At 48.5% G+C, this 25,397-nt stretch carries 20 protein-coding genes; 18 read left to right on the top strand and 2 right to left on the bottom strand.

The window, feature by feature from the left end:
* Positions 1-33: 33 nt before the first annotated feature.
* The 5 genes from BMY16_RS11555 to lpxA all read left to right on the top strand — a co-directional run bounded on the left by BMY16_RS11555 (position 34) and on the right by lpxA (position 7,920).
* Complete coding sequence (locus BMY16_RS11555; RefSeq protein WP_091842622.1) at positions 34-1,107, top strand: acyltransferase family protein; 1,074 nt, start codon at positions 34-36, stop codon at positions 1,105-1,107.
* 148 nt (positions 1,108-1,255) lie between these two features.
* A complete protein-coding gene (locus BMY16_RS11550; protein ID WP_091842621.1) occupies positions 1,256-2,434 on the top strand; it encodes an efflux RND transporter periplasmic adaptor subunit in 1,179 nt (392 codons plus the stop codon).
* A 31-nt stretch (positions 2,435-2,465) separates the two neighbouring features.
* Positions 2,466-5,723, top strand: coding sequence for an efflux RND transporter permease subunit (locus BMY16_RS11545; protein ID WP_091842619.1), 3,258 nt, complete (start codon positions 2,466-2,468; stop codon positions 5,721-5,723).
* Position 5,724: 1 nt separating this feature from the next.
* Positions 5,725-7,110, top strand: coding sequence for an efflux transporter outer membrane subunit (locus tag BMY16_RS11540; RefSeq protein ID WP_091842618.1), 1,386 nt, complete (start codon positions 5,725-5,727; stop codon positions 7,108-7,110).
* Positions 7,111-7,140: 30 nt separating this feature from the next.
* Positions 7,141-7,920 carry an acyl-ACP--UDP-N-acetylglucosamine O-acyltransferase gene (gene lpxA, locus BMY16_RS11535; protein ID WP_091842616.1) on the top strand — a complete coding sequence of 260 codons (780 nt, stop codon included), beginning with the start codon at positions 7,141-7,143 and terminating at the stop codon, positions 7,918-7,920.
* A gap of 39 nt (positions 7,921-7,959) precedes the next feature.
* On the opposite strand, the gene BMY16_RS11530 is transcribed toward lpxA, so the two are convergent.
* Positions 7,960-8,736: a radical SAM protein gene (locus tag BMY16_RS11530; RefSeq protein ID WP_091842614.1), complete on the bottom strand. Its 777-nt coding sequence runs from the start codon at positions 8,734-8,736 to the stop codon at positions 7,960-7,962.
* Positions 8,737-8,866: 130 nt separating this feature from the next.
* Between BMY16_RS11530 and BMY16_RS11525 the strand changes: the two genes are divergently transcribed.
* From BMY16_RS11525 to folK, 6 genes are read left to right on the top strand one after another with little or no spacing between them, the layout of a single operon-like run.
* Positions 8,867-9,745 carry a cell division protein FtsX gene (locus tag BMY16_RS11525; protein WP_091842613.1) on the top strand — a complete coding sequence of 293 codons (879 nt, stop codon included), beginning with the start codon at positions 8,867-8,869 and terminating at the stop codon, positions 9,743-9,745.
* Positions 9,746-9,800: 55 nt separating this feature from the next.
* The gene (locus tag BMY16_RS11520; protein ID WP_091842611.1) at positions 9,801-10,031 is read left to right on the top strand and encodes a DUF3098 domain-containing protein; all 231 of its coding nucleotides are present in this window, start codon (positions 9,801-9,803) and stop codon (positions 10,029-10,031) included.
* Between the two features lie 31 nt (positions 10,032-10,062).
* Positions 10,063-10,920 (top strand): undecaprenyl-diphosphate phosphatase, encoded by an 858-nt coding sequence (locus BMY16_RS11515; protein ID WP_091842609.1) that lies wholly within the window; start codon positions 10,063-10,065, stop codon positions 10,918-10,920.
* A complete protein-coding gene (gene truB, locus BMY16_RS11510) occupies positions 10,920-11,618 on the top strand; it encodes a tRNA pseudouridine(55) synthase TruB (RefSeq protein ID WP_091842608.1) in 699 nt (232 codons plus the stop codon). The genes BMY16_RS11515 and truB overlap by 1 nt, the downstream gene beginning before the upstream one ends.
* A 48-nt stretch (positions 11,619-11,666) precedes the next feature.
* Complete coding sequence (gene queA / locus BMY16_RS11505; RefSeq protein WP_091842606.1) at positions 11,667-12,785, top strand: tRNA preQ1(34) S-adenosylmethionine ribosyltransferase-isomerase QueA; 1,119 nt, start codon at positions 11,667-11,669, stop codon at positions 12,783-12,785.
* An 11-nt stretch (positions 12,786-12,796) separates the two neighbouring features.
* Positions 12,797-13,210 (top strand): 2-amino-4-hydroxy-6-hydroxymethyldihydropteridine diphosphokinase, encoded by a 414-nt coding sequence (gene folK / locus BMY16_RS11500; RefSeq protein ID WP_091842604.1) that lies wholly within the window; start codon positions 12,797-12,799, stop codon positions 13,208-13,210.
* Between the two features lie 71 nt (positions 13,211-13,281).
* Here folK and rpsO read toward each other — a convergent pair whose 3' ends face one another.
* The gene (rpsO, locus tag BMY16_RS11495; RefSeq protein WP_091842603.1) at positions 13,282-13,551 is read right to left on the bottom strand and encodes a 30S ribosomal protein S15; all 270 of its coding nucleotides are present in this window, start codon (positions 13,549-13,551) and stop codon (positions 13,282-13,284) included.
* 194 nt (positions 13,552-13,745) lie between these two features.
* On the opposite strand from rpsO, the gene typA reads away from it, so the two are divergent.
* From typA to BMY16_RS11455, 7 genes are all read left to right on the top strand, one after another.
* Entirely contained in the window at positions 13,746-15,554 is a 1,809-nt protein-coding gene (gene typA, locus BMY16_RS11490; RefSeq protein WP_091842601.1) for a translational GTPase TypA, read from the top strand.
* Positions 15,555-16,499: 945 nt separating this feature from the next.
* Positions 16,500-18,836, top strand: a complete 2,337-nt coding sequence (gene hsdR, locus BMY16_RS11485) for an EcoAI/FtnUII family type I restriction enzme subunit R (RefSeq protein WP_091842600.1) — start codon at positions 16,500-16,502, stop codon at positions 18,834-18,836.
* 2 nt (positions 18,837-18,838) lie between these two features.
* Positions 18,839-20,341 carry a type I restriction-modification system subunit M gene (locus BMY16_RS11480; RefSeq protein ID WP_091842598.1) on the top strand — a complete coding sequence of 501 codons (1,503 nt, stop codon included), beginning with the start codon at positions 18,839-18,841 and terminating at the stop codon, positions 20,339-20,341.
* Between the two features lie 8 nt (positions 20,342-20,349).
* Complete coding sequence (locus BMY16_RS11475) at positions 20,350-21,495, top strand: PDDEXK nuclease domain-containing protein (RefSeq protein ID WP_244513044.1); 1,146 nt, start codon at positions 20,350-20,352, stop codon at positions 21,493-21,495.
* A gap of 3 nt (positions 21,496-21,498) precedes the next feature.
* Positions 21,499-22,926 carry a restriction endonuclease subunit S gene (locus BMY16_RS11470; RefSeq protein WP_091842596.1) on the top strand — a complete coding sequence of 476 codons (1,428 nt, stop codon included), beginning with the start codon at positions 21,499-21,501 and terminating at the stop codon, positions 22,924-22,926.
* A 3-nt stretch (positions 22,927-22,929) separates the two neighbouring features.
* Positions 22,930-24,048 (top strand): AbiH family protein, encoded by a 1,119-nt coding sequence (locus BMY16_RS11465; RefSeq protein ID WP_091842594.1) that lies wholly within the window; start codon positions 22,930-22,932, stop codon positions 24,046-24,048.
* 565 nt (positions 24,049-24,613) lie between these two features.
* Positions 24,614-25,249, top strand: a complete 636-nt coding sequence (locus BMY16_RS11455; protein ID WP_091842591.1) for an ORF6N domain-containing protein — start codon at positions 24,614-24,616, stop codon at positions 25,247-25,249.
* Positions 25,250-25,397: the final 148 nt, after the last annotated feature.

The raw sequence follows: 25,397 nt of genomic DNA, 5'->3' as shown, positions 1-25,397 counted from the left end.
GATTAATGCTCAAAACTCAAAGCTTAATGCACAATGAAAACTAATCGTCTTCTCTCCCTCGATATCCTGCGTGGTATCACTGTGGCAGGCATGATCCTCGTTAACAATGGCTGGGGTGAGTCGTTTGAGATGCTTCAGCACGTGAAGTGGAACGGCATGACACCCTGCGACCTCGTGTTCCCGTTCTTCCTGTTTATCATGGGTATCTCGTGCTACTTGTCGCTGGTCAAGTCGGAGTTCAAACCTACTCCGAAAGTGATACGGCGCATTGTCAAACGCACGGTGTTGCTCTTTGTGATAGGTCTGTTTATCAACTGGTTTGATCATGCCATAGAGGGTGATCTCCTCTGTTTCGGCCATCTGCGTATCTGGGCTGTGATGCAGCGTATCGCCTTGTGCTATGGCATCGTTTCACTCTTCGCCCTGTTCTGCAACCATAAATACACTATTCCTGTGGTTATTGGCCTGTTGGTCATATATACGGCCATTCTGGTCTTGGGCAATGGTTATGCCGAGGATGCCAGCGTGAATATTCTGGCACAGGTGGATCTGAATCTCTTCGGCTACGATCATATCTATCACAAGAGTCCTGTGGATCCTGAGGGCTTGGTGGGCACTATCTCTTCCGTTGCCCATGTGTTGCTGGGCTTCTATTGTGGCAGACTCATCCGTCAGAAAGAGACCATCGAACAAAAGGTGATTGCCTTGTTTGTGGTGGGTACTGTCCTCGTTATTGGAGGTTATCTGCTCTCTTATGGTCTGCCACTCAACAAGCGCATCTGGAGTCCCAGCTACGTGATGATGACCTGCGGATTGGCTTCTCTCTTGCAGGCTTTCCTGATGTATGTCATTGATATTCAGAAGAAATCGGGTTGGACTACCTTCTTCCATGTCTTTGGTGTAAATGCCCTCGCCCTCTATGTGTCGAGTGAGCTGTTGGCAATCCTTCTGGGGAACATCGGCTGGTCTGAGATCGTCTATAATGGCATCCATGCCGTCATCGCTCCGTTGAAGTGGGCTTCGCTGACCTATGCGGTTTACTTTGTGCTGCTCAACTTCGCCATCGGATATGTGCTCTATCGTAAGAAAATATATATAAAACTATAACATGGAATAAACTTTGTTAAAATAGCTCTGACCCTGATATATCTTTAGATATATTTTTCGTACCTTTGCACCCCGGAAACTAAACGTCACCATCGTGGTTTTCGAGGTGCAATGTTTTTTAGGCAATATTTTTAATTATCAATAAGTTATGAGAAAGAACAAGATTTTGATGTTCGCTGCCGCTACGATGCTGTTGGCTTCGTGCGGTGGAGGCGGTGGTCGTCCGAGTTTTGGCGACAACGAGTATCCTGTTGCTACAGTCGGCACATCCAGTACGACGATGCAAAGTACCTATCCTGCAACGATTAAGGGTGTTCAGGATGTGGAGATTCATCCGAAGGTACAGGGATTCATTACACAGATTAATGTGAAGGAAGGTCAGACCGTTGGTGCCGGACAGGTACTCTTCGTGTTGGATAATGTTACCTATCAGGCTCAGGTTCGTCAGGCTCAGGCATCTGTGAACACGGCTGAGGCTGCCTTGAATACCGCGAAGCTTAGTTTTGAGAACTCACAGAAACTGCATCAGAATGGTGTGATTGGTGATTTCGAGCTCCAGTCGGCTACCAATCAGTATGAGCAGGCCAAGGCTGGTCTGGCTCAGGCCCAGGCTTCTCTGGCTTCTGCCAAGGAGATGCTGAGCTTCTGCTATGTGAAGAGTCCCGCTGCAGGTGTGGTTGGCTCTCTGCCTTACAAAGTAGGTACGCTCGTCAGTGCTGGCAATACGCTGACCTCTGTCTCAAACATCAGTTCCATGGAGGTTTACTTCTCTATGACTGAGAAGGACGTCCTCGAGATGGGTAAGAATGCTGGTGGTCTGACAGGCGCTATCAAGGATATGCCTGCTGTTCAGCTGAAGTTGGCCGATGGCTCACTCTATGGTCTGGAGGGAACCGTTACCAAGATGAGCGGTGTGATTGATCCTACTACAGGCTCTGTTCAGATGATTGCCGTATTCCAGAATCCTGACAAGCTGCTGAAGAGTGGTGGTTCTGGTACCATCGTCATCCCTCACAGCAACAACAATGCCATCATCATTCCTCAGAGTTGTGTGTCGGAGGTACAGGATAAGCTCTTCGTTTACCTGCTTGGCAAGGACAACAAGGTGAAGTATTCTGAGATCAAGGTTGATCCGAAGAACGATGGTAATAACTACATCGTGACTGAGGGTCTGAAGAATGGCGATAAGTATGTGACCAATGGTATCACCAAACTGAACGATGGTATGGAGATTGTGCCCATCACTCCAGAGCGCTACCAGCAGAAGATTCAGGAGCAGAACAAGGCTATGAGTGCTGGCGATATCGTGGGAGCGATGAAGAAGTAAGAAGGTAAAAAAGTAAAAAGGTAAAATCAATATGACTTTTACAACATTTATCAAACGCCCAGTGCTCTCGACGGTGATCTCTATCCTCATCGTGCTGCTGGGATTGATCGGTCTGGTGTCGCTGCCTATTGAGCAGTACCCCAACATTGCGCCGCCTACGGTCGTGGTGCATACCCAGTATCCGGGTGCCGATGCTGAGACCGTGAAGAATTCCGTCATCACGCCGCTTGAGGAGAGTATCAACGGTGTGGAAGGCATGGACTATATGACCTCTACGGCATCGTCGGGTTCGGCTCAGATCACGATCATGTTCCGTCAGGGTATCAATGCTGATATGTGTGCGGTGAACGTGCAGAACCGTGTGTCACAGGCTCAGGCCCTGCTGCCTGCCGAGGTAACGCGTGTGGGTGTGACGGTGATGAAACGTCAGTCTTCTCAGGTGATTATGTATACCCTGACCTCTGACGGTCGTTACGATGACCAGTTCCTGACGAACTATGCCAACATCAATATCATTCCGGCTCTGAAGCGTATTCAGGGTGTGGGTGATGTGCAGAGCCCTGGTATGAAGACCTACTCCATGCGTATCTGGCTGAAGCCTGACGTGATGAAGCAGCATGGCCTGATGCCGAGCGATATCTCTGCCCTGATGGCAGAACAGAATATCGAGGCTGCTCCTGGTACCTTCGGTGAGCAGAGCGATGTGGCTTATGAGTATTCGCTTCGTTATACAGGTCGACTGAAGACCGCCGAGGAGTTCGGTAATATCATTGTTCAGAGCAAGACCGACGGTTCTACCCTGAAGTTGAAGGATATCGCCAAGATCGAGTTGGGCGGCCTGATGTACAGCGTCTCGATGAGAAATAACAACCTGCCTTCTGTACTGGGTATGGTACAGCAGATTCCTGGTTCTAACGCCAACGAGATTGCCAAGCAGTGTAAGGCCGAGCTCGAGGAACAGGCCAAGCTCTTCCCCCCGGGCATGATCTATAAGATCAACTACGATGTGACGGAGTTCCTCTATGCCTCAATTGAGGAGGTGGTGTTCACGCTCTTCATGACACTGGCACTGGTGTTCCTCGTGGTATACATCTTCCTGCAGGATATGCGCTCTACGCTCATCCCGCTGATTGCCGTGCCTGTATCACTGATCGGTACGTTCTTCTTCCTGAATGTGATGGGCTTCTCCATCAACCTGCTGGTGCTCTCGGCCTTGCTGCTGGCTATTGCCATTGTGGTGGATGATGCCATCGTGGTGGTGGAGGCCGTGCATGCCAAGTTGGACCAGGGCTATAAGTCGCCGCTGACGGCCTCTATCGATGCCATGAACGAGATCTCGGGTGCTATCATCTCTATCACGCTGGTGATGGCAGCTGTGTTCGTGCCTGTGTCATTCATCGGAGGTACCAGTGGTACGTTCTATCGTGAGTTCGGTGTGACGATGGCTATCTCTATTATCATCTCGGCTGTAAACGCTTTGACGCTCTCGCCAGCCCTTTGTGCCGTCTTCCTGAAACCTCACGATGCTGAGGGACATGAGAAGAAACTGTCGCGCGTGGATCGTTTCCATCAGTCATTTAACGTGGCTTTCGAGACCACGACAGGTAAGTATAAGAATCTTCTTGAGAAGCTGGTGCGCAAACCGCTTGCTATCATTCTGACCGTTGTCATCGGTATTGTTGTACTGATAGTGACCATGTTCACCACGAAGAGCGGTCTTGTGCCTGATGAGGATACGGGTACCATGTTCTGTACTGTTTCTATGCCGCCTGCAACCTCTGTTGCGCGCACGCGTCAGATTATCAATGAGGTAGACTCTATCCTGGCTGCCGATCCCGCTATCCAGAGCCGTGAGCAGATCCAGGGATATAACTTCATCGCTGGTGCAGGTTCTGACCAGGCAACATTTGTCATTAAGCTGAAGCCCTTTGAGGAACGTCAGAAAGGACTCTGGTGGAAAATCAGTGGTCTCTGGCAGGGCGACGGTATCTATCGTTTCTTCCTCAATCCGTATGATGCAACAGGTGTTACTGCCCAGATATTCATCAAGACGGCTCATATTAAAGATGCCTCGATTCTGGCATTCTCGCCGCCTATGATTCCTGGCTTCTCTGCCAACTCGGGTATCTCGCTGGTGATGCAGGACCGTACAGGTGGTGACCTCACGAAGTTCTATAACATCGTGAAGGACTTCATCGGCGAACTGAACAAGCGTCCGGAGTTCCAGATGGCTCAGACCTCTTATAACCCGAACTATCCGCAGTACATGGTTCACGTCGATGTGGCCAAGTGTAAGCAGAGCGGCATCTCGCCTGCTACCGTACTCTCTACGCTGCAGGGTTACTATGGTGGTCTCTATGCCTCTAACTTCAATGCCTATGGTAAGCTCTACCGTGTGATGATCCAAGGCCTGCCTGAGACCCGTCAGACGGAGGAGTCTCTTAATAGTATATATGTACGCACGCCTGCGGGAATGTCTCCTATCAAGGAGTTCTGTAACCTGAAGCGCGTTTACGGACCGTCTAACATCAACCGTTTCAACCTGTTTACGTCTATCAACGTGACAGGTACGGTGGCTAACGGCTACTCTACTGGTGAGGCTATCCAGGCCATTCGCGATCTGGCCGCACAGACGCTGCCTGCTGGTTATACCTACGAGTTCTCGGGTCTGACCCGTGAGGAGGCCAAGGCTTCTAACACCACAGGTATTATCTTCCTGCTGTGTTTCATCTTCATCTATCTGATCCTGTCGGCACAGTACGAGTCTTACATCCTGCCGCTGTCAGTAGTACTCTCTGTTCCATTTGGTCTGGCTGGCTGTTTCCTGTTTACGAATATCTTTGGTCATGCCAACGATATCTACATGCAGATCTCGCTCATCATGCTGATCGGTCTGTTGGCTAAGAACGCCATCCTGATTGTGCAGTTCGCCCTCGAGCGTCGTCAGACGGGTATGGCCATCTCTTGGTCAGCCGTCTTGGGTGCTGGTGCTCGTCTGCGTCCTATCCTGATGACCTCTCTGGCCATGGTTATCGGTCTGCTGCCTATGATGTTTGCCTCTGGTGTAGGTAAGAACGGTAACCAGACGCTGGGTGCTGCCGCTGTAGGCGGTATGCTCATCGGTACCATCCTCCAGCTCTTCGTCGTTCCCACGCTGTTCGTCATCTTCCAGTCTCTCCAGGAGAAGATCTCACCGCTGAAGTTCGATGATGAGGAGAATGATTCTGTGGCTGCCGAACTGGCTCAGTATGCACATGCAAAACCTGTTGATTATGAATTGGAGAAGTAATATGAAGAAACTGATGATATTCATGTCCGCAGCCTTGCTGCTGTCAAGCTGCGGACTCTATAACAAATACGAGCGCCCCGAGGTGAAGGACGAGGGATTGGTCCGCGATCCTTATTCCCTGACGGATACGCTCGCTGTGACCGATACCACTTCGTTCGGCAATATGCCTTGGCGAAGCGTGTTTACCGATCCCCAGTTGCAGACGCTCATCCAGCAGGGTCTCGACAATAACCCAGACCTGCTGAATGCCGCCTTGAATGTAAAGCAGGTGGAAGCAGCGCTGATGGTGGCCCGTCTGGCATTCCTGCCCTCACTCGTGCTGAGTCCGCAGGGAACCATCGCCTCGTTTGATGGCTCAAAGGCATCGCAGACTTATCAGCTGCCCATCTCTGCCAGTTGGAATGTCGACCTCTTCGGCAATCTGCTCTCTGTGAAGCGCAGTGCCCAGATGCAGCTCATCGGTATGAAGGACTATCAGACGGTGGTGAAGTGTAACATCATCTCCGGCATCGCCAACCTCTACTATACGTTGCTGATGCTCGACCGTCAGGTGGAGATCATCACTGATATGGAACAGCTCACCAAGGATACCTGGGAGAAGATGCAGTTCATGCACGAGAACCGTATCGGCTACCGCTCTACGGCTGTGCAGAGTGCTGAGGCTGCCTACTACAGCGTCCAGGCCCAGAAGGTGGATATGCTCCGTCAGATCCGTGAGTGTGAGAATTCCCTCTCATTGCTGATAGGTCAGCAGGGACAGACCATCCAGCGTGGCACCTTTGCCAACCAGAGCCTGCCTGCGGAAATTGCCACTGGCGTCAGCATCCAGTTGCTCAACAACCGTGCTGATGTCCACTATGCCGAGATGTCGCTGGCTCAGTGCTTCTACAATGTAGAGACTGCCCGCAGCCGTTTCTATCCCAGTATCACGGTGACGGGTACTGCTGCCTTCACCAACAGCGGCGGTGGTGTCATCGTCAACCCTGGAAAGTGGCTGCTCTCAGCCGTGGGTTCTCTGGTGCAGCCCATCTTCCAGCACGGACAGATTGTGGCTGGCCTGAAGGTGGCCAAGGCTCAGTATGAGCAGGCCTACAACACCTGGCAGAACGCTGTGCTCAAGGCTGGTAACGAGGTGTCGAATGCGCTCGTACAGTATAACTCTTCTGCTGAGAAGGCCGAACTCGACGGCAAGCGCGTACAGGTGCTTACCAAGAATGTCGAGGATACCCAGAAGCTGATGGAGTCGTCCAGCAATACCACTTATCTGGAGGTGATCTCTGCCCAGAGCAACCTGCTCAATGCTGAGATCTCTGAGGTGACCGATCAGTTCAACAAGATGCAGGCTGTCGTGAATCTCTATCAGGCCCTTGGTGGAGGCGCAAAATAATTGAAAATTGAAAATTGAAGATTGAAAATTATGGCAAGTGAAATATCCCCTAAAGCTGAGATTTCGCCAAAGGCGAAGATTGGTGATAACTGTAAGATATTCCCCTTTGTGTATATCGAGGACGATGTGGTGATAGGTGACAACTGTATCATCTTCCCCTTCGTCTCTATCTGCGACGGCTCACGTATCGGAAAAGGCAACAAGATCCACCAAGGCAGTGTGATTGCCGCCCTGCCTCAGGACTTCAACTTCCGTGGTGCCAAGTCGTATGTGGAGATTGGCGATAACAACGTGATTCGTGAGAATGTTGTCATCAATCGCGGTACTCAGCGCGATGGCGTGACCAAGATTGGTGACCACAACTTCCTGCTCGAAGGTACGCATATCAGCCATGATACGGTGGTTGGAAACAACTGCGTGTTTGGCTATGGTACGAAGATTGCAGGCGACTGTGAGATTGGCAATGGTGTCATCTTCTCATCTGGTGCTATCCAGAATGCCAACACCCGTGCTGGCGACCTCTCGCTGATTCAGGCAGGTTGTGCCTTCTCTCACGATGTGCCTCCCTACGTGATTGCTGGTGGTAACCCCATGGTCTATGGTGGTCCAAACACCACCGTCATGAAATATGCCAATATCGACGAGAAGGTGCAGAAGCATATCGCCAATGCCTACCGTCTGCTCTTCCATGGAAAGACGAGCGTGTTCGATGTGGTCAATCAGATCAAGGAGCAGGTGCCCGATGGCCCTGAGATTCAGAACATCGTCCGTTTCCTCCAGAATTCGAAACGTGGTATCATGTGTAAGTAAACAAATAAAGCCCCGCCAATCGGCGGGGCTTTATTGTTTTTAATAGCTTGCAGAACAAGGGATGCCTGCAGCAATCACCCTGTCTCGGATCTCATCGAGTTGTTCGTGCGTGGCCTTCTGCAGACCCATGGTGGGTGTCTCACGGTCGATGGTGTAGATCATCACCTGCTGAGGCTTAATCTCCTTAACCGCCTCCAACCAAGGTCCTACGTATTCCTCGCCCGTATTGTCTACCGACTCTCCTGCAGCCTCGCCTCGCATAAACATCGTTTGGATAATCACGTGCCCGTTAAAGGCTTTCAGTCGATCAATAATCTGGGCTACATCGTAGGTGCCGTTCGGATGGTCCACCTTATTTATATATATAGGGTCTACGGTGTCAAGCTTCAGGATGTTGTTGTCCACCTTCATCAGTGCATCGTGCACCTGCTGACGGTGGATCATCGTCGAATTGCTCAGTACGCTCACCTTTGCCTTCGGACAATACTGGTCTCTCAGTCGGATGGTGTCGTCGATAATCTCTGCGAAGTGCGGATGACAGGTGGGCTCACCGTTGCCTGCAAACGTCAGCACATCAGGCAACTGTCCCTCAGTGTTCATCTCTTTCAGTTTCGCCTCCAGTCGCTCGGCCACCAGTTCCCGTGTAGGCAGGGGCAGGGTAGGGCGGTGGTCTTCATTGAAGCCACACTCACAATAGATACAGTCGAAGCTGCAAACCTTACCGTCGGCAGGCAGCAGGTTGATACCGAGCGAAATGCCGAGTCTGCGGCTGTGTACAGGCCCGAAAATCGGCGATGGATAGATAATTGTACTCATAACGGGTGCAAAGGTACAAAATAGTTAAGAATTTAGTGTGAAGAATTAAGAAAAATACAATAATATTTGGAAATCGCTTTAAAATGTTGTATCTTTGCAGCTCGAAATTACGTACGTATTTGAATCATTCATGAAAAGACGCAGGAAGAATACTGGCAACCGTCGTGGTGCGCAGTTGGTAACGCTATGTATCAGTACGGCGATGGTGCTGGTGCTGTTGGGCATGGTCGTGTTGTCCGTGCTGACATCCCGTAACCTGTCGGAGTGGGTGAAAGAGAACCTCACGGTGACGGTGATGTTAAGCGACGACGTGAGTGTCAACGGCGCTAAGTTGTTGTGTCGTGATCTCTACCACCGCCCTTATTCCAAGAACATCGACTACATCAGTAGAGATCAGGCCTTGGAAGAGCAGACGGCTGCGATGGGCTCCGACCCCTCGGAGTTCTTGGGTGTCAACCCGTTCCCAGCCTCTCTGGAGCTCCAGCTCAACTCCGAATATGCCAACCGCGACTCGTTGAGATGGATTGCCGCTGAATTGAAAAAACATGAAGGCGTCACCGATGTGGCCTATCAGGTAGACCTGATGGACAGTGTCAACCGCAATCTGGCCAAGCTCAACGTGCTGTTGCTTGTGCTGGCAGTACTGCTCACGTGCATCTCGGTCTCGCTCATCAACAATACGGTGCGCCTCAGTATCTACTCCCGTCGTTTTGCCATCCGCACGATGAAGCTTGTGGGTGCTTCGTGGGGCTTTATCCGTCGCCCGTTCATGCGTCGAGCCCTGACTGTAGGCCTTATTGCAGCCCTGATAGCCCTTTTGGTGTTGGGAGCATGTGTCTATGCCCTGTATTATTACGAGCCCAACGTCGAGGCCGTCATTGGCTGGTTGGAACTGGTCATCACCGCTGTGGCTGTTGTGGCCTTTGGCATTTTCTTCACCACCACGAGTTCTTATGTCTCGGTGAACAAGTACCTCAAGATGCCCGCTGGCGACTTGTACAAGATCTAGAAAAGGCAAAAAGGGTAAAAAAGTAAAAGGGTAAAAAAGTAAAAAGGTAAAAAAGATAATGGATAAGCGAAATTTTGCATTCGACAAAGTCAATTTCATCTTGTTGGCAGTGAGTATGGTTGTGGTCGTTATCGGCTTCCTGCTCATGGTTGGTCCTAACTCATCGGAGACGGCTTTCGAGCCCGACATCTTCAGTGTGCGTCGCATCAAGGTGGCTCCTGTGGTATGTCTTGCCGGCTTCGTCATGATGATCTATGCCGTTGTCCGTAAACCGAAAGACAAATAAATCATAAATCCGTAAATCATAAATCAAACTCATGGATTGGATACAGACTGTTATTATCGCCATCGTTGAGGGCTTAACAGAGTTTCTGCCAGTATCGTCTACTGGACATATGATCATTACGCAGAACCTGCTTGGTGTGCCTCAGGGCGATCCCTTTGTACATGCTTTCACTTTTATCATTCAGTTTGGTGCCATCTTATCGGTGGTGTGCCTCTATTGGAATCGCTTTTTCAGCTATGACCACACACCGGCTCCTAAGGGCAGCTCACTCTTTGAGAAGTTCAAGCATCATTTCAAATTCTACTGGCTGCTCATCGTGGGTGTCGTGCCCGCAGTAGTGATAGGCCTGCTTGCCAAGAAGTCGGGCTTGCTCGACTGGCTTCTCGACAGTGTCGAGGTGGTGGCCATCATGCTGGTGCTTGGTGGTGTGTTCATGCTCTTCTGCGACAAGCTGTTCGATAAGGGCAGCGAGGACAATCAGATGACAGAGCGCCGCGCTTTCATGATTGGTCTCTATCAGTGTATCTCCGTCATTCCTGGTGTGTCGCGCTCGATGGCCACCATCGTGGGAGGTATGACTCAGGGACTTACGCGCCGTCGTGCTGCCAAGTTCTCGTTCTTCCTGGCTGTACCTACGATGGCAGGAGCCACGCTGCTCGACCTGCTCGATCTGATGAAAGAAGATACGGCTTGGGCCACTGGCCATAATATTGCGATGCTCATTCTGGGTTGTGTCATTGCCTTCGTGGTGGCACTGCTGGCGATGAAGTGGTTTGTCAATTTCCTGACTAGATATGGCTTTAAGGCCTTTGGTATCTATCGCATCGTGGTGGGACTGATCATCATCGTTCTGCTGCTCACGGGTCATTCACTCTCAATGGTCGACTGATGAATTTCCAGGAAGGCGCGTTTATCTATATCAACAAACCCTACCGGATGTCGAGCTTCGGAGCTCTGGCCCATATCCGCTATGTGGTCTCCAAACGCCTGCATGTGAAACGGGTGAAGATGGGCCATGCCGGCACCCTCGACCCCTTGGCCACTGGCGTGCTGATACTCTGTACGGGTAAGGCCACGAAGCGCATTGAGGAGTTGCAGCTGCAGTCGAAGGAATATACCGCCACCCTGCAGTTGGGGGCCACCACGCCGAGCTACGACATGGAGCATCCTGTGGACCAGACCTATCCCACGGCCCATATCACTCGGGAGCTCATCCTCCAGACGCTGCCGCAGTTTGTGGGCAACATCATGCAGCAGCCGCCCCTCTTCTCCGCCTGCATGGTGGCAGGCGACAGAGCCTATGAACTGGCTCGCAAGGGGATGGATGTGCAGTTGGCAGCCAAGCCCGTCCGTATTGACGAGCTCGAGCTCACCGACTTTAACCCCGAGACCATGCAGATGTCTATCCGTGTGGCCTGTGGCAAAGGCACCTATATCCGCTCGTTGGCCCGCGACATCGGTGCCGCCCTTGGCAGCGGTGCCTATCTGACGGCTCTCTGCCGCACGCGTGTTGGCGATGTGCGTATTGAGGATTGCCTCACGTTCGACGACTTTCCCCAGTGGTTGGAGAATAATGTTGAAGGTTGAAGATTGAAGATTGAAGATTGAAAATTGAAGATTGAAAATTAAGATATAATGAAGTTATCACAGTTTAAGTTTAAGCTCCCAGAAGAGCAGGTGGCACTGGAACCTCCTTTCCACCGCGATGAGTGCCGCCTGATGGTGGTTCATCGCAAGAGTGGACGTATTGAGATGACCAAGAAAGATGAGAATGGCGAAGACCTCCTGGACAAAGAGGGTAACCCCGTCTATCTCGACTTCCGTAATATCCTCGACTATTTCGACGAGGACGATACCTTTATCTTCAACGACACCCAGGTGTTCCCTGCCCGTCTCTATGGCACGAAAGAGAAGACCGATGCCAAGATCGAGGTGTTCCTGCTGCGTGAACTGAATGCCGACCTGCGCCTTTGGGACGTACTTGTAGAGCCCGCCCGTAAGATCCGTATTGGCAACAAGCTCTTCTTCGAGGACGACGGACCTATGGTGGCCGAGGTCATCGACAACACCACCAGCCGTGGTCGCACCCTGCGTTTTCTCTACGACTGTCCCCACGACGAGTTCAAGCGCGAACTCTTCGCCCTGGGTGCTGCCCCGCTGCCCCGATACATCATCGACAAGCGCGAGGCCACTCCTGAAGATATGGAGAACTTCCAGACCATCTACGCCAAGAACGAAGGTGCCGTCACAGCACCCTCCACAGGTCTGCACTTCAGTCGTGAACTGCTGAAGCGCATGGAGATCCGAGGCATTAACTTCGCCTATATCACCCTCCACTGCGGACTTGGTAACTTCGACGCCATCGAGGTTGAGGATCTGACCAAACATAAGATGTCATCTGAGCAGATGTTCGTTAGCAAGGAAGCCTGCGACCTCGTCAACACCACCAAGCTCAACGGCCATCGCGTCTGCTGCGTAGGTGTCAGCACCGCCCGTGCCACAGAGACTGCCGTAGGTACCGACGGCCTGCTGAAAGAGTTCGAGGGATGGACCAACAAGTTCATCTTCCCGCCCTACGAATTCGGTATGTGCAACGCCATGATCGGCAACTTCTACCACCCTGAGTCCACGATGATGATGTCTGAGTGCTCCTTCGGTGGCTACGACCTCGTCTACGAGGCCTACAAGAAAGCCGTCAAGAATGGCTATAAGTTCGGTTGCTACGGCGACGCCCTTCTGATGCTCGACGACTAAAGAAGAGAGAGATGGCCACGTTCGTGCATAAGGTATATCTGGGACTGGGCTCGAACCAGGGCGACAGGAATAAGCAGCTTGCCCGTGCCATCGAACTCATTGGCGAGCGTGTTGGCAAAGTGATCCGCCAGTCGTCCATCATCGAGACCGAGCCCTGGGGATTCACCTCAGGCAACAAATTCCTCAACTGCGCCATCTTCATCGAGACCGAACTTCTGCCCCGCAAGGTGCTCGAGGTCACCAAACAGATTGAACGCGAGCTGGGCCGTCGTTATAAAGGCATGGCCTATCGCGATCGTCCTATCGACATCGACATCCTGCTCTACGATGACATCACCCTCGATGAGCCCGACCTTCAGATTCCTCATCCCCTGATGTATGAGCGCGACTTCGTGATGATTCCCCTTCGTGAGATACAACAATAAAGAATCCCCGCCAGAGTTGGCGGGGATTCTTTATTGCTAAATAAAAACCCCGCGGTGAAGCGGGGAATTTATTACTTACGAAGACCGAGGGCCTTGATGATGGCACGATAACGATTGATATCGTTATTGTACAGGTACTTCAGCAGCTTACGACGCTTACCAACCAGCATGGTCAGTGAACGGGCTGTGTTGTGGTCCTTACGGTTCTTCTTCAGGTGCTCTGTGAGGTGAGAGATACGATAGCTGAAAAGAGCAATCTGAGACTCTGCAGAACCAGTGTCAGTAGCGCTCTGGCCGAACTTACCGAAGATCTCCTCCTTCTTTGCCTTGTCTAAATACATAATTTTTAAATTGTGATTAATGTTGTTTGCAATAACATCTTTCAGACGCTTTTCTGGCCTAATCACCAGCCGGTTACGTCATCAAATGCTCCGGATTTTCCGAAATGCGGGTGCAAAGGTACAACTTTTTTTCGATACTGCAAACTTTTTCGAAAAATATTCGTACCTTTGCAGCCGAATTTTAATAAACAGGTATGCAGGATATTAGAAATATCGCAATAATTGCACATGTAGACCACGGAAAAACGACTCTCGTGGACAAGATGATGCTTGCGGGAAATCTCTTCCGTGAGGGACAGAACCTTAGCAATCAAGTGCTCGACGCCAATGATCTGGAACGGGAGCGCGGCATCACTATTCTTTCAAAAAATGTGTCTATCAACTGGAAAGGCGTTAAGATCAACATCATCGATACCCCGGGACACTCCGACTTCGGTGGTGAGGTAGAGCGCGTGCTCAACATGGCCGACGGCTGTCTGCTGCTCGTCGACGCCTTCGAGGGCCCCATGCCCCAGACCCGTTTCGTACTCCAAAAAGCCCTTCAGATAGGTCTCAAGCCCATCGTGGTGGTCAACAAGGTCGACAAACCCAACTGTCGCCCCGAGGAGGTCTACGAGATGGTGTTCGACCTCATGTTCTCCCTCAACGCCACTGAGGATCAGCTCGACTTCCCCGTTGTCTATGGCTCCGCCAAAAACGGCTGGATGGGCGAAGACTGGAAGACACCTACCACCGACATCACCTATCTGCTCGACAAGATCATCGAAGTGATCCCCGCTCCGCAGCAGATTGAAGGCACGCCTCAGATGCTCATCACCTCGCTCGACTACTCCAGCTATCAGGGTCGCATCGCTGTGGGGCGCGTTCATCGTGGTACCCTCAAAGACGGTATGCAGGTCACCATCGCTCACCGCGACGGCAAACTCGAGAAGACCAAGATCAAAGAGCTCCATACCTTCGAAGGCATGGGCCACGTGCGCACTGACAGCGTCGACTGTGGCGACATCTGCGCCGTCATCGGCCTCGAGAAATTCGAGATTGGCGACACCATCTGCGACCTCGAGAACCCCGAGCCCATGACACCTATCGCCATCGATGAGCCTACCATGTCGATGCTCTTCACCATCAACGACTCCCCCTTCTTCGGCAAGGAAGGTAAATTTGTCACCTCCCGCCATATCAACGACCGCCTCGAAAAAGAGCTTGAGAAGAATCTCGCCCTGCGCGTAGAACCCTTCGAAGACTCTACCGACAAATGGATTGTCTCAGGTCGTGGCGTGCTCCACCTCTCCGTACTCGTCGAGACCATGCGTCGCGAGGGCTACGAGCTGCAGGTAGGTCAGCCTCAGGTCATCTATAAAGAGGTCGATGGTCAGAAATGCGAGCCTATCGAAGAGCTCACCATCAACGTGCCCGAAGAGTTCGCCTCCAAGATGATTGATATGGTCACCCGTCGTAAAGGTGAGATGACCTCGATGGAAAACCAGGGCGAGCGTGTCAACATCGAGTTCGACATCCCCTCGCGTGGTATCATTGGTCTGCGCACCAACGTGCTCACCGCCTCTCAGGGTGAGGCCATCATGGCCCATCGCTTCAAGGAATACCAGCCCTACAAGGGTGAGATAGAGCGTCGTGTCAACGGCTCCATGATCTCCATGGATACGGGCAATGCCTTCGCCTATGCCATCGACAAGCTGCAGGATCGTGGTAAATTCTTCATCGATCCAGGTGAAGACGTCTATGCCGGACAGGTGGTTGGCGAGCATGTCCACGACAACGACCTCGTGATCAACGTCTGCAAGGCCAAGCAGCTCACCAATGTCCGTGCCTCTGGTACCGATGAGAAAGCCCGCATCATCCCCAAGACCGTCATGTCGTTGGAAGAGTGCCTCGAATACATCAAGCAAGATGAGCTTGTCGAAGTCACTCCCAAGTCCATGCGTATGCGCAAAATCATCCTCGACCACGATCAGCGCAAAAAGGCTGCGATCCAGCGAGGGTAGAGCGATGCTTGCATCAGCTCTACCGAGCGTTAGCAGGCTCGACTCTAGGTCAAGGCTGCGATCCAGCGAGGGTAGAGTAAATAATCCCCAGCCGAACGGCTGGGGATTATTTACTCTGTCATCCCGAGCGCCCCCTTTCTGTCATCCCGAGCGTAGTCGAGGGATCTCATGAGATCTCTCCATGTGCTTCGCTTAGTCGAGATGACAATGGAAAATGTGCAAGCAAATTCTCCACTCACGAAATAGTTGAAAAATGGCTTAAGCCGTCACCATGCGACCTTTCCTCCTGACTATCAATTTGTTAAGTGGTGACGGCTTGGCTTTTGAGCCATCACCCTGCCGTCACCACAAATCGTTTTTCAAATAAAATTACCATATCCGCGCCTCCTTCAGATAGTCCTTTCCATGAGTTCCCACCATGGGAATAGTTTGTTCCCATTATGGGAACTCCTATGTTCCCACGTTGGGAACAACTTGTTTCCCCTATGGAAACAAACTGTTTCCTTTGTCTTTGCTGTTGTGGAACTGCTTGATAACCAAAGTCTTAATACTTATAGAAGCCCATTTCTGTCCGTATCTCTTACCAAAAATCTGCTTCGGTGACGGCTGGGTGACGGCTCAAAAGGGCAGCCGTCACCACTTAAAGCTTTATAAATCAGAGACTTATCTGCCAAGGTGACGGCTTAAGCCTTTTTTATACTTATTACTCATGCATGTTTACATGTTGTTGACGCTTGTAAACAAACTTTACTCATTTTGTCTCTACTCCCAAAACGGATATTCGTCAGGACTTCCCAGGTCTCAGAGTTTACCCGTCATAAAGTGGTACTTTACTCCGAGTAAACTCCCACTTTACTCGGAGTAAAGACAAAACCATGACTTTTTCCCTTAAAAATTTGCAGAAGTCCCCGATTATGCTTATCTTTGCAGGGTAATAGGACGTCTATGGATGATGTATATTCACTTTCGGAAGAAGATATTAAGCTACGTTATATCACCCCTGCCATTGTGAGCAAGGCGTGGTCGTTAGAAGATATCACCATGGAAACTAAGGTAAAACTTACAGATGGTAAGATAAACCTTAGAGGTAACCTCATGGCTCGTGGTAAAGCGAAGTATGCCGACTATATGCTCTACTACAACAGGGCTACGCCCATCGCCATTGTCGAGGCCAAGGATGCCAACCACTCTGTTGGTTTTGGTATGCAGCAGGCCAAGGAATATGCCTCGATGATGGATATCCCATTCGCCTTCAGCTCTAATGGCTTTGGATTCCAAGAATATGATTTCCTGACAGGCAAGGAACGCTCGTTCTCCATGGATGAATTCCCCACCAAGGAAGAGCTTTACGGCCGATATCTGGCTGAGAGCCATGATGGCAATGGACTGTCTGACGAAGAGCTGAAGGTTATCAGGCAGCCCTATTGCACAGGAATTGACATCTTCCCACCTCGCTATTACCAGCGTAATGCCGTTAATCGTACAGTAAACGCTATAGCGCAAGGTAAGAAGCGCATGCTGCTGGTGATGGCCACAGGTACAGGCAAGACCTATACCGCCTTCCAGATAGTCTATCGTCTGATCAATGCTGGACTGGTGAAGAAAGTGCTATATCTGGCTGACAGGAATATCTTGGTAGATCAGTCTATTGAGCAAGACTTCAAACCTCTCACCAATGTGATTCACAAGGTGAACTACTCGCAGGATAAGAACACGAAATCAACGGCCCATGTGGTATATTTCTCCCTCTATCAACAATTGATAGGTGAGGATGGGAAGCAGAATTACGCAGAGCTCTTCAAGCCGGAATTCTTCGACCTGGTAATCGTCGATGAGTGTCATCGAGGCAGTGCCAAGGATGATAGCAATTGGCGAGAGATTCTGGAATATTTCAGCGGAGCCACTCAGATTGGTATGACGGCCACGCCCAAGGAAACGCGCTACCAGTCGAACATCACCTACTTTGGCGAACCGCTCTACACCTACAGTCTGAAAGAGGGTATCGACGATGGCTTCCTGGCACCTTTCAAGGTGATAAATATCACCACCAACATTGGCGACGAATGGCGCCCCACAAAGGGACAGTTGGATATCAACGGGAACCTGATAGAAGACCGAATCTACAATAATCAGGATTACGATTACAACATCATCATAGCAGATAGAATCCGCGAGGTGGCCCATGAAATAACGAGTTACTTGAAAACCACTGATCGTATGGCCAAGACCATCGTGTTTTGTGCTGACGAGGATCATGCAGAACGTATGCGCATTGCCTTGGTCAACGAGAATGCTGAGATGTGCAAGAAATATCCCGATTATGTGGTGCGCATTACGGGCAGCGATGCCTACGGCCAGTCCAAGCTCGATTACTTTATCTCTGTATCGTCGAAGACGCCTGTCATCGCCACTACCAGCAAACTGCTTTCTACAGGCGTGGATTGTAAGATGGTGAAGCTGATAGCACTCGACCAGCGGATTAACTCTATGACCGAGTTTAAGCAGATTGTGGGTCGTGGCACGCGCATTCGTGAGAAAGAGGGAAAGACCCACTTCACCATCATGGACTTCCGAAACATCACCCGCCTCTTTGCAGATCCTGACTGGGATGGCCCGTTAGAGGTGGATAAAGGTTATCTGCCTGACAGGGCAAAGCCCTATGCGCCACCCAAGGACAAACCAGATGATGGAGGTAAGGTACATGAAGAAAGGCCCATTGTCGATAGGGAAGGCTGTGAGGTAAGGATCATCAACAAGATGGTATCCGTGTATGATTCAAACGGAAAACTGCTCCGCACGGAGAGCATCACTGATTACACCAAGAAGAATATCAACGACACTTACGCCAACCTCAATGACTTCATCAACCATTGGAATGAGGCAGAGCGCAAGGCGGAGATCACAGAGCTGATGCGCGAGAGTGGTATCGACTTGCAGGCCTTGAAGGAAGATCAGGGAATGACAGATGTGGATGATTTCGACTTTATCTGCCACATCGCCTATGGCAAGAAACCACTCACCCGAAAGGAGCGTGCCGAGAATGTGAAGAAGCGCGACGTGTTTCATAAGTATGGTCCAGAGGCTCAGAAGGTGTTGGAGGCATTGCTTGACAAGTACGCAAGCGACGGTATCAGTCAGTTGGAAAACCGCAAGGTGCTGAGCTTAGATCCCTTCCGTCAGATGGGCTCTCCAGCCACTATCGCCAAGTTGTTTGGCGGCAACCAGCAGTATTTCTCGGCTGTCAAGGAATTAGAAACTATGATTTATAACGATATTGCATAAGCATGGCACTCACTAACTTTGTTAAGAACATCAGAAACATCATGCGCAACGACGCAGGTATCAATGGCGATGCCCAGCGAATAGAACAGATTGCCTGGATGTTGTTTCTGAAGGTATATGATGAGAAAGAAAACGATTGGGAGTTTAACGAAGATAACTACAAGTCATTTATTCCGGAAGATTGTCGTTGGCGCAACTGGGCTAAGGACAATGGCGACGGCGAAGCCTTGACGGCAGGCGATCTGCTCGATTTCGTAGATAACACCCTGTTTCCCACCTTAAAGAATCTGGAGGTAACACCAGCCACGCCGATGCGCAGTGCCATCGTAAAGGCCACCTTCCTCAATGCCAACCAATATATGAAAGATGGCGTATTGCTCCGACAGGTGATCAATGTCATCGACGATCTCGACCTGAGCAGCTACGAAGAAAGTCACGCCTTTGGTGAGATCTACGAGACCATCCTCAAGGAGATGCAGTCGGCTGGTACAGCTGGTGAATTCTATACCCCTCGTGCCTTGACTGATTTCATGGCAGAGATCATTGCGCCTCAGGTGGGGGAGCAGATGGCAGACTTCGCTTGTGGCACTGGTGGTTTCCTCACCTCATGGCTGAAAGCCCTCGACAAGCAGGTGAAGACCGCTGAGGACAGGGAGGCTTACGCCCATTCCATCTATGGCATCGAGAAGAAGCAGTTCCCCTATATGCTCTGCGTCACCAATATGCTGTTGCACGACATCGATTCGCCTCAGGTGAACTATGGCAACTCGCTCACGAAAGATGTGCTGAACTATACCGATGATGATAAGTTCGACGTGATCCTGATGAATCCCCCTTATGGCGGTAATGAGAAAAACGAGGTGAAGCGTCACTTCCCAGCCGATCTGAGTTCCAGCGAGACAGCCGATCTGTTTATGGTGGTGATCCAGTATCGTTTAAAAGCTCAGGGTAGGGCAGCAGTGATTCTGCCTGACGGCTTCCTCTTCGGTACTGACAACGCCAAACTGGCTATCAAGGAAAAGCTGTTGCGTGAATTCAATCTGCATACCATTATCCGTCTGCCTGGCAGCATCTTTGCGCCTTACACCTCGATAGCCACCAATATTCTGTTTTTCAACAATGAGAAAGCTGAGGGCGCTGCAGAGGGCTTCTGCACGAAAGAGACCTGGTTCTATCGCCTCGATATGCCCGAGGGCTACAAGCACTTCTCTAAGACAAAGCCCATGCAGGCAGCGCATTGCCAACCCATCAAAGACTGGTGGCAGAATCGGGTGGAGATGGTTGATGCAGAATCAGGCGACGAGAAATCACGCCGTTTCTCAGCCCAGGAACTGATGGACTTAGGTCTGAACTTCGATCAATGTAAGTTCCCCAAAGAGGAAGAAGAGGTGCTGCGCCCCGAAGAGCTCTTGAAGCAATATCACGAAAAGCGTACCGCCCTCGATGCCAAGATTGACAAGACGCTAAACGAAATCCAGCAGATGTTGGGGATAGAAATATATTAAGGAATAAGATGATGAACGAGATAGAGAAGAACGACCAAATTGTCGCGCAGGCTGCGCAACAATCTTTGATACAGGATGCTTGTACCATTATTGATCAGGCACAGGCCACCGCTTATCGTCAAGTAAACGAAACATTAATTAAGCGTAACTGGCTGTTAGGAATGCGAATTCAGCATGAGGTGTTGAAAGACAAGCGTGCAGAGTATGGTAAGCAGGTGGTAAAATGTCTGGCTCAATCACTTGTGGAAAGATATGGAAAAGGATTTCAAACAGCTAATTTATACCACTTCGTAGCTTTCTACAACTACCATCCAGATATTTTCTACGCAGTGAGTAGAAAATCTGCAGATAATGAATTCGATAACATTTTCCACTCAGTGAGTAGAGAATCAGAAAACATTTTGCACTCACTGCGTGCAAAATCATCGATTCATCTTGACTGGACGCACTATCGCATCATTCTTCAGGAGAGTAGCAAGGAGGCTCGTGACTGGTATGAGCAGGAAGCTGCACGCGAAATGTGGAGCACTCGCACACTCCAGCGGAATGTCAGCAGCCAGTATTATCATCGCTTACTCCAGTCGCAAAACAAGGATGCGGTTCGTGGCGAGATGAAGCAACTGACTGCCCCATTGCAAGATAAACTGGAGTATCTGAAAAATCCAGTAGTCGCAGAGTTTCTTGGCTTTAAGAATAATACCGATTATACGGAGAGTGACTTAGAACAAAGTATCATCAATCATCTGATACCATTCCTCATGGAGATGGGCAAAGGTTTTGCCTTCGTTGACAGGCAGAAACATATACATACAGAGAAGGAAGATTATTATATTGATCTTGTGTTCTATAATTATTTTCTGCATTGCTTTGTTCTTGTAGATTTGAAGACTACAAAATTGAGATATCAGGATGTTGGGCAGATGGATATGTATGTAAAGATGTACGACGACTTGATGAGGCCAGAAGGGCATAATCCCACCATTGGTATATTGCTCTGTGCAGAAACTGATGAAGATGTAGCTCACTATTCTGTACTCAACGGAAACGATCAGCTCTATGCTGCTAAATATCTTACCTATATGCCTACCAAGGAGGAACTGCGTCGTGAGATTGAGCAGCAGAAAGAATTCTTTAGGCTTCAAAACGAGAAATAACCTATGAACGCACAGCAGTTAAAGAACGCTATACTTCAAGAAGCCATTGAGGGCCGCCTGATACCCCAAGACCCCAACGACGAACCAGCAAGCATCTTGCTGGAGCGCATCCGTAAGGAGAAAGAAAGGCTGGTAAAAGAGGGCAAGCTCAAAAAGAAAGACCTCGAAGTAAAACCCATCTCCGAGGATGAAATCCCCTTTGAGATTCCCGAGAGTTGGGAGTGGGTGAGGTTGTCCAATCTTATACAGCTCTTATCAGGACAAGATTTTCCTCCAGAAAAGTATAATTCTGAAAAAAAGGGAACTCCATATATTACGGGTGCAAGTAATATATCCAACGGAAGATTGCATATTAACAGATGGACAGAAACACCTTCTGTAATAGGTATAGAAGGTGATTTGTTAATTGTATGTAAGGGCTCAGGTGTAGGTAAAATGTGTATATGTGATATTCCGAAAATTCATATAGCAAGACAAATTCAAATAATAAGACCATTATCCTCAACCGTCTTAATTGATTATGTTAGAATTGTAGTAAATGCAAATATGCAATCTATTGTTTCTAAAGCGCAAGGTGTAATTCCAGGAATAAGTAGAGAAGATGTTTTAGATCTGAATGTGCCTTTTCCCCCTTATGCAGAGCAAAAGCGTATCGTGGCGAAGATTGAAGAACTTTTGCCAAAAGTGGAGAAATACGGCAAGACACAAGACGAACTCAACAAGCTGAACGAGGAACTTCCAGAACGCTTAAAGAAAAGCATTCTGCAAGAAGCAATCGAAGGCCGCTTAGTTCCCCAAGACCCCAACGACGAACCAGCCTCCGTTTTGCTGCAAAAGATTCGCGAAGAAAAGCAGCAACTCGTCAAAGCCGGCAAACTCAAAAAGAAAGACCTCATCGAAACCCCAATCTCCGAAGATGAAATCCCCTTCGCAATCCCCGATAGTTGGGAGTGGTGTAATTTGTTTGATTGTGTAGACATCCTATATGGATATCCGTTTGACTCAACTGCATTCAACGAAAACAGTTTAGGTTTTCCTCTTATTCGTATAAGAGATATTATTCCATCATCCACTAAAACGTATACCACAGAAAAAGCAGAAGAAAGATATGTAATAAAAAAGGGTGATATGCTTGTGGGTATGGACGGAAACTTTAATGTTTGCTTCTGGAAATCTGATAATGCATATTTGAATCAACGAGTTTGTAAAATTACGGCAAAAGAAAGTATTCTTAACCAGAAATACCTCTATTATTATTTGCCCTACGAATTGGAAGAAATATTTAAGACTGTATCCTACGTTACAGTAAAACATTTATCTGATAAACATTTCCGTACTATGCGGATTCCTCTTCCACCTCTTGCAGAACAAAAGCGCATAGTGGCGAAGTTGGAGCAACTGCTTGGTGAAATCGATAAACTAAAGAAGTAAGCGATGAACAGACTCGTACTCATAGGCAATGGATTCGATATAGCTCATGGACTACAAACTAGTTATAAGAGTTTCATCAGTTGGTATTTTAATCAGTGGGGCCATCGCTTATTGAATAGTATTAAAAGGGAGGAGTCTGACGGATTATGTACTTTTAGATTAAACGATGGTATAAATGCTCCTAATTGGGCTTCAGTATTTCAGGGATATTATTTTAAGAGAGAGAACCCATTTGTCTCGTGGAATGATTCAGATGCGTTCATCGAAGCCTACAAGGATAAAAATCTTTGTAAAATTACTTTTAATAGTCCTCTACTTCAGCGTATATGGACACAATTATTATTGGGATGGGTTGACATTGAGAATGAATATTATTCGCTACTTTTTCAGGAAAAGATGGATTTGAAGGAGGGATTCATATACCCCAATTATAAAGCCATTAACGATCAATTAAATATTTTACGCAATAAGCTGATTCAATATCTTAAGGAAATAGAGAAAAAGGAAATACACGCGATTGATGATATTGAAGAAAAGATATATCGTCCAATCAAAAAGAGAGAGTTGGCTGTCGCATATAGATTAAGTGCAGTTGAGCGGTCAAAAGAAGAATTAAATCCTGCAAGGGTGATGCTGCTCAATTTTAATTATACAAAGACTCCATCGTTGTATACTCTAAAGCACTCTCATGTGTCAATCAATAACATTCATGGTTGCCTAGATAAGCCAGATAGTGTAATATTTGGTTATGGAGACGAATTGGATGATGGCTTCAAAAAGCTTAAGGATAAGAATAATAATGAGTGTTTGCGCCACATGAAATCGATTCGCTATTTAGAATCGAATAACTATCGCAAGATGTTGGAGTTTATTGAATCTGCTCCTTTCCAGGTATGCATCATGGGTCATTCATGTGGTAATTCTGATCGTACGCTTCTCAACACATTGTTTGAACATCGTAACTGTGTATCTGTAAAGCCATATTTTTACATAAACGAGAAGAATGAAGACAACTATCTTGAGCTTGTTCAGAACATCAGCAGAAACTTCACTGACATGAAGCTCTATAGAGACAGAGTTGTAAACGAAGAATATTGCGAACTGTTAGTTAGTAACAAATAGAATGAGACTATGTTTGGAATAGGGTTAACTGAATGGTTCCTGATAATCTTCGTCGCTGGGATGGTCTTTCTGGTCATCGTTGCAATTTGTGATGGTGGCAAGAATAATCCTACATGGCCTGGGATTATTCTTAGCTTTTTGCTGAATCTGTTAGTTCTCTACCTCGTTTTGTGTTTTCTTGGTATCATGGGTGAACCACGCTGTCGGCGAGAAGATCCATATGAATAAATAAAGAACGAGGCTTGCATCCCTGCAGGCCTCGCTCTTGTTCTAACAAACTAATCAAAATGGAAAAAAGAAAATCACTAACTATTAAAACTATCTTATGTATGAATCAAAAATCTGATGCAAAGATACGGGGATTTTGGACTGAATACAAATATTTGGGTGTTTTCTTGGCTTGTTTGTTGCGACAGGGTGGGGGATTTGCGACAAAGGGACGGAAAGAGTTTCGTTTTTGTCGGAAGAGCAGCAATTTCCATTAAAAAGTGGTGCAAGGATTTGGTAGTTTCGTGAGAAACCACTACCTTTGCGCCATTATTGTGTAACATTTAAATTTAAGAGTATGGAGAACAATATCCAAAAAGAGGATTTGCTGGCCTTGGTGAAGAGTAAAATCTACACCATCAGGGGGCAGAAAGTGATGCTTGACTTTGACTTGGCTCAGATGTATGAGGTAGAAACGAAACGTCTGAATGAAGCCGTCAGACGCAATTTAAAACGATTTGAAGGTGATGATTTCATGTTTCGTCTTACAAAAGATGAAATCGCTCAAGTTGGTTCAAGGTCGCAAATTGCGACCTTGAACAGAGGTCGTGGTAGTAACATCAAGTATCTGCCATATGCATTCACAGAATTGGGTGTTGCTATGCTCAGTAGCGTACTGAAGTCTGAGACAGCCATCAATGTGAATCGAGATATAATGCGCGCTTTTGTACATTTCCGACATCTTGCCGCAACGCTGCCATTGCCCAATACCAACGCTGATGTGGTTCAGTTACGCAAAGATTTCGAGGAGTTGAAACTTGATATTGAAGATATCCTGCATGATCAAAATGATATTAACGAAAGCACACGATTTCAACTTGACGCTATTAGCACTGCATTGGCTGAACTTCAGGCAGAGCATCGCCAACAGCCTAAACGAAAGCCAATAGGCTTTATACAACCAAGAGAGGGCAATAATGATGATATGAAATAATATATAATAAGGTGTAGACCAATATAACAAAAAGAATTGGGCTTGCATCACTGCAGGCCCAATTCTCATTCTAACAAACAAACAATTCGATATGAAAAAACAACTAACTTAAAACAGAACTAACTTATGTATGAATCAAAAATCTGAT

Origin of the sequence: Prevotella sp. ne3005 (assembly GCF_900110085.1) — a bacterium.
GTDB lineage: Bacteria > Bacteroidota > Bacteroidia > Bacteroidales > Bacteroidaceae > Prevotella.
The sequence above is the reverse complement of the archived record's forward strand: the minus strand, read 5'-3'. Positions and strand labels throughout refer to the sequence as shown.